Origin of the sequence: Parasegetibacter sp. NRK P23, assembly GCF_023721715.1 — a bacterium.
GTDB lineage: Bacteria > Bacteroidota > Bacteroidia > Chitinophagales > Chitinophagaceae > Parasegetibacter.
In genome coordinates this window covers 1-6,006 of the sequence record NZ_JAMDLG010000011.1, presented here as the reverse complement: position 1 = coordinate 6,006, position 6,006 = coordinate 1, and the positions used below count along the sequence as shown (strand labels likewise).

The window sequence follows — 6,006 nt, the reverse complement described above, 5'->3', positions numbered from 1 at the left end:
TTCCTGTTGCTTGATCGCAGCCACTATTTGGCTCTCGGTAAATCTTGTCTTTTTCATCGTAGTTAACTGTTTAAAGATAAAGAGATAACTCTACTCTAAAACTGACGGAATTGGGGGCCGCTGACAAAGGCTTACGCCAAACCCATTGAATTTTCGAATTCTATTTCCAACATTTTTAAGTAAGGAGTTTATAGCGCTCTTAAAAATAAACAGTGTCGCAATCAGAAACACAGACCAAATAAAATGGGATACAAAATCCAACAATCCCATTCCGTCTTGTTCCATTTTATTATATGGATTTTCTATTCTAAGGTCATTAGATAAAGAAATGTCTCCTAATTTAAATCTGAGAGTAGAGTCTGCGCCAAAAATGATGTGTGTCGTATCTGCCATATGTGAAAATTGTCTTTACGTTTAAGCTGAATGACGCCCAACGTAACGGCTTTGCGATGGCCGGGATTTAAAAACGTAAACAGTCTTGCCGCAAGTGAATTTACTTTGAAAAATGAACACCACGTTTACCGTCTTACCCGGCTATTGCAAAACTATTGTTGGTTGCTGTTATTGGATTCTCGTCTGTTCTAGCGTTGCTATTGTCTGAATATTTTTCTTTTCAATTTCTGTCAAACAATTTGAAACGTCTTTTTGAAAAGGATTATACCATTGTTTCTTCTTAAAATACTTTTCCATTTCGCCTCCACGTTGAAATATTAGGCCGTATTTAGCATAAACTGTATTACGCATTATTTTCAATTGTTGTTTTGTCTTCCCCTGAAAATAAACAACAGGTCTAACAACTAACGATAATTCATACTGCTCATTATCGTCATACAAATCTTCAAAACGTTCAGAATAAAAGCCAACTTCTGCGCTATCTTTTACATAATTCCTTCCTTGAATGGGATCACAGAATAATAGCAAGGATTTTGTCGCCTTTTTTTCTTCAATAAAGTCTGCGAAAATCCCACTATAGTTCCCAAAATATATTCGATTACCTTGAACAGAAACATTATTAAAAGTCTTGCATTGCCGCTGCCAACACTGCTCGTGTGTGTAAATATTGGTCGACCAAATTCCGTCCCAAATTTGCACAATCAAACTATCGCCATTCGGGATAAGCACGAACTCCCATTCTCCCTCAGACATTCCAAAATTGTAAACGCCAACCTTCTGCGTAATAGAGCTTTTTGAAACCTTAAAGTCTTTAGGGCTATAACTCTCTTCGGATACCTCGTTAAATAAATTATTTGGAATCTGGCCAACTGATCTAGCGACTGTCAAAACTGACAAAGCCAACAATAAAAACTGGCTCAAATGAAAAATTCTAATTGTCAATTTATTTTAAAATTAGATGATCGAGCGGAATAGCAACCAACGTAACGGCTTTGCGATGGACGGGATTTAAAAACATAAACAGTCTTGCCGCGATTGAATTTCTTTGAAACCTAAACATCACGTTTACCGTCTTACCCGGCTATTGCAAAACTATTGTTGTAGGCTGTAATACTTTTTTATTTATGTTGTCTATTACAACCATATCGTTATTCCAAATTTGTCATTTGTCGTCTGCGAAACGAAAAAAGTGTCATTTTTTTAGAAAAATACAATTTAAATCCTTCAACGAGGATTGCAAAGTCAACTCTGAACTTGAGGATACTTTTGCATTTTTTGACTGACTCTCATTGCTTCTAATTCGCACCTGGTCATACAACGATGTTATGAGTCATACCACAGATTAGAACTCAGTGTAAACTAATGCTCCTACTGATCTAATTTCTGCTATGTGCCTTATTTTAGAAAGCGGATCTAATGGAGTCCAATGGGAAATCGTGAGCAATTCAACGTCCTGGCCAATAAGTTTTTCTTTTAGCGCCTCAACTGAATGACCATTGTCAATTCCTCTATTGATGTAGTAATAGTTCTTGCAATCCTTTAGCTTAACTACGATATCTGCTTCGCCGTCACCTTTTAATACATCTGTAACAATACCAGAATAACTAATGCAATTATCGGCCGAAGCATTCGGTAGCGGCCTGAAAGAAAGAAATCCAAATGTCAAAAAGAGAAATGTCAACAACACGTAAACCACTTTTCTAATTTTGAGTTGTCTTGCTGCCATAGTATTTAAAATTTAACCTGTTTCAAGTAATTGCCTACAACGTAACGGCTTTGCGATGGCCGGGATTTGAAAACGTAAACAGTCTTACCGAGATTGAATTTACTTAGAAAACCAAACTTCACGCTTATCGTCTAACCCGGCTATTGCAAAACTATTGTTGTAGGCAGGCTTTCAGTCTATTTTTTTTAAATAATATCGTCTCTTATACCAATGTTTGCCAAAAATTATATACTGTCTACGTTTTGAGTGGCCAAATTGCTTTTTTATTGGGTTGCCGGTACTGTCACAAACGAATAACTTATGGTACCCAACTGAATATTTACTTGGGCTACTTAAATGTTTGTTAGTCGAAAGTGCATAGCTTAACAGAACGGCATCTTTTCCATATTTTTCGTATTCGGATGTGTCCGGCTTGAATGGCTCGTGATAGAGAATTACATAATTTTTGTCGAACTTATAACGACCGTTTGATGTGTCGAACATTAGGTCACCACTCATTCGATAGCCAAATGTTGAGTCAGCGTTTAAGTTAATCCTCGTAACAAAAAAGCCGTGGACAGCGAAGTTAGAACGGTATTTTCCTGAAATATTTTTTGTCAAACTGCAAGATGCTAAGCAAAATGAAATAAATCCGAAAATAAAAAGTATGGGGTTTGTCACTTGTGTTTTTTGTTTTGATGCAGATGTAAGCAAGGTTACACAATGTCACGTTCAAATTAAATGCTGCTCAAACATCTTGCCTACAACGTGACGGCTTTGCGATGGCCGGGATTTGAAAACGTAAACAGTCTTGCCGAGATTGAATTACTTAGAAAAACAAACATCACGTTTAGAGTCTTACCCGGCTATTGCAAAACTATTGTTGGCAGCTATGGCTTTAATCGTTGCCCAAATTGTTGTCGAACAACTCGTGTAGTTTCTGCTGTAATATCTTTTTATCTGGCAACTGAGTCTTGTATTCGGAAACCATTGTTGGAGAAAGACTTCTGCTTAATGCATATTCAACAACCTCATTGTCTTTGTCTTTACAAAGAAGTACCCCGATGCTAGGATTCTCATTTTGTTTTCTAACGTCCCTATCCAATGCTTCAAGGTAGAAGTTCAATTGCCCTAAATGGTCAGGTCTAAACTTATCAGACTTCAACTCAAAAGCCACCAGACATTGTAAACCTCTATGATAAAACAAAAGGTCAATATAGAAATCGCTATTACCTACCTGAAGCTTGTATTCATCGCCCATGAACAAAAAGTCCTTTCCAAGCTCCAAAATAAAATCCTTCATTTGGTTCACAAGCCCTCTCTGCAAGTCATTTTCGCTGTGCGGATCTGACAAATTCAGGAACTCAAAAACATAACTGTCTTTAAAAGCGTTTGTCACGGAAGAATTACTTTCTCTCAACACTGTTGAGAGTTTTGTGTTACCAATTACAGTACGCTCGAATAAACCAGCTGATATTTGTCTTTCTAGTTCCCTAAAGCTATATTTTTCCTGGTTGGAAAGTTTAAGATAAAATTCTCTCTCTTCTACTGCTTTACATCTTGAAAAGATGGCCAAATTATGAGACCAACTTATTTCTCTCAACAATGTTGAGAGTTCTGGAAAATCCTTGTAAGTTTCGTAAAACTGTTTCATTCTCCACAGATTCTTATCAGAAAAACCTTTAATATCTGGCTCATTCTTCCGGATGTGCATGGCTAAATCTGAGACAACCGAGTCGCCCCACTCAGATTGCTCAATCTTCTTGCTAATGTATTCCCCAACACTCCAATAAAGGTTTATCAACTCAGCATTTACCGCTTTAATTGCGTTTACCCGAGATTTCCTAATTAGTCGAACTATGTCTGCAAACCGCTTATCCATACTTTTAATGATAGGCTGCTAATTTAGCAATAAAACCTTTTCAAAGTCTTGCTGAACCACTATCGACCATTTAAAGGTTACCCTATCATTGCTGCCAACGGTACGGCTTACTGATGAACGGGATTTGAGAACGTAAACAGTCTTGCCGCGATTGAATTTAATTTGAAAAATGAACATCTTGTTTACCGTCTTACCCGGCTATTAGTAAACCGCTGTTACCTGCAGGCTGAATTTAAGCCATTACGGAAATCATTTTTAGTGTCTGCCTGCCTAAACTTTGGTCTCCCTGAATATCAACGATATCTAAAACCTGCTCAGGTGTCCAACTTTTTGAAAACAACTTCCAGGCGGTATGAGGATCAATGTGTACAACTGAGGAGCATTCTATATCTGCCTCCTTATTCAAATGCCATTGATGGTTGGTACGAATTAAATTCCAACGTCCGCCAATTTCAGTCGTTACAATTATAGACACTGAAGTTCCTGCATTGGCTTCTACATTTCTGAAAGTATATGGAAAAGCAAACATCAAGGTATCAATAAACGGATAGAAAAGCTCTTTTGTCATTAACCCTTGTCGCCCCGTTGCATCGCGAATTTGCTGTTGATGTAGAAACTTCTCTGTGTATTCCCGAGCAATGTGAAACCAATTTGGAGAAATGTCCTGACCAGCCCATGCTACCGGAAAAATTGCATTTTCAAATGGGCCCAATTCTTTTAAGTGTTCAATGTATTCTCGTCCGCTTACCTCCAGCAAGGAAATTAGCACTTTTGGGCTCAGTCGCTTCAAAGCATTGGTCCACGCTAAATTCAATCCATTTAGGAATTTAACCAAATCGGCTTGCGAGTTAATTATCCCAGGGTCTTTCCCAAAATACTTGTCCCTGGAAATAGATAAACCGCGTAAGTTCCCGTCAAGTAAATGAGCAGCTACATCCTTCACTTTCCATAATCTAGCAACTGTTTGCAATTCCCATTCATGCTCTCCCAAATCTTTAAGCAAGGAAATTAGCATGTTGTCCAATACGGGAAACAAGTGAAGCGTCTCAACTTCGATCCGATGTGTCATTTTAGAAGCGTCATTTTAAGCTTGCAGGTAACGGTACGGCTTACTGACGGACGGGAGTTTGGAAACGTTCACAGTCTTGCCGAGGTTGAATTTACTTTGAAATATGAACTACACGATTACCGTCTTACCCGGCTGACAGTAAACCGCTGTTGGCCGGAGTATGTATTTACGCTCCAATGCTTGATGTCAACAAAAAGTTTTTCTCTGTCTTTACACGCTGCGACAACTTGTCTACCCAGTAAACAACAGCAAAAGCAATAAGATTAAAATTTACAATCGCAAGTTCCTGATCCATGAATAGACCAATATGTAAGTCTGAAAGTCCTAGTCCGAAATTTATTGAAAATGATCTTGTGAGGTCGAGTCCAACTGTAAAATAGACTCCGCAGAAAAACTTATATGAAAGCCCAATTACTGAAAAGGATACAATTTGCAATAATTGATTTACTAAACTTAGTCTTAGAAAGTTGCCCTTCAACTTAATACACAAGAAACCACAATAGATAGAAAAAGAAAAAAAGCACAAAGCTAGCGTCAAACCGAACAAAAATATACCATCTGCCCAGTCGACAGGTAAAATAGTTTTCCAGCCCATCATAACAAACCCCAATACACCGCCAAATATCTGATAACCTCCAAGTTTTGTAATGTCATTTTTGAGATTATCAGTTAAAAATCTATTATCAACTTTCATTTAATCCTGGGTTTGTGTAGTCATTAAAGTCCAAATATATCGCAGACTTGTAAACAAGATGGTCAATAATATTTCGGCCAACGTAACGGCTTTGCGATGGCCGGGAGTTGAAAACGTAAACAGTCTTGCCTTGATTGAATTTACTTTGAAAAATGATCATCACGTTTACCGTCTTACCCGGCTATTGCAAAACTATTGTTATAGCCAGTTTTAAGAAGCTTAAAACGGTCAAAGCAAATTTGTCAGAACGAAATAATTTATCA

General features: G+C 37.7%; 6 protein-coding genes. All 6 read right to left on the bottom strand.

Features of this window, described 5'->3' with window-relative positions; genetic code table 11:
• Nucleotides 1-90: 90 nt before the first annotated feature.
• Nucleotides 91-393 carry a hypothetical protein gene (locus M4J38_RS17475; RefSeq protein WP_251761096.1) on the bottom strand — a complete coding sequence of 101 codons (303 nt, stop codon included), beginning with the start codon at nt 391-393 and terminating at the stop codon, nt 91-93.
• A 168-nt stretch (nt 394-561) separates the two neighbouring features.
• A complete protein-coding gene (locus M4J38_RS17470; protein ID WP_251761095.1) occupies nt 562-1,314 on the bottom strand; it encodes a YARHG domain-containing protein in 753 nt (250 codons plus the stop codon).
• A 421-nt stretch (nt 1,315-1,735) separates the two neighbouring features.
• Entirely contained in the window at nt 1,736-2,119 is a 384-nt protein-coding gene (locus tag M4J38_RS17465; RefSeq protein WP_251761094.1) for a hypothetical protein, read from the bottom strand.
• 877 nt (nt 2,120-2,996) lie between these two features.
• Nucleotides 2,997-3,980 carry a YhcG family protein gene (locus tag M4J38_RS17460; RefSeq protein WP_251761093.1) on the bottom strand — a complete coding sequence of 328 codons (984 nt, stop codon included), beginning with the start codon at nt 3,978-3,980 and terminating at the stop codon, nt 2,997-2,999.
• 232 nt (nt 3,981-4,212) lie between these two features.
• Entirely contained in the window at nt 4,213-5,049 is an 837-nt protein-coding gene (locus M4J38_RS17455) for a maleylpyruvate isomerase N-terminal domain-containing protein (RefSeq protein ID WP_251761092.1), read from the bottom strand.
• 166 nt (nt 5,050-5,215) lie between these two features.
• Nucleotides 5,216-5,743 carry a hypothetical protein gene (locus M4J38_RS17450; RefSeq protein WP_251761091.1) on the bottom strand — a complete coding sequence of 176 codons (528 nt, stop codon included), beginning with the start codon at nt 5,741-5,743 and terminating at the stop codon, nt 5,216-5,218.
• Between the last annotated feature and the right edge of the window lie 263 nt (nt 5,744-6,006).

Coding starts and splice junctions, on each gene's coding strand:
- M4J38_RS17475 (WP_251761096.1), bottom strand. CDS start 393: ATGGCAGATACGACACACATCATTTTTGGCGCAGACTCTACTCTCAGA.
- M4J38_RS17465 (WP_251761094.1), bottom strand. CDS start 2,119: ATGGCAGCAAGACAACTCAAAATTAGAAAAGTGGTTTACGTGTTGTTG.
- M4J38_RS17460 (WP_251761093.1), bottom strand. CDS start 3,980: ATGGATAAGCGGTTTGCAGACATAGTTCGACTAATTAGGAAATCTCGG.
- M4J38_RS17455 (WP_251761092.1), bottom strand. CDS start 5,049: ATGACACATCGGATCGAAGTTGAGACGCTTCACTTGTTTCCCGTATTG.
- M4J38_RS17450 (WP_251761091.1), bottom strand. CDS start 5,743: ATGAAAGTTGATAATAGATTTTTAACTGATAATCTCAAAAATGACATT.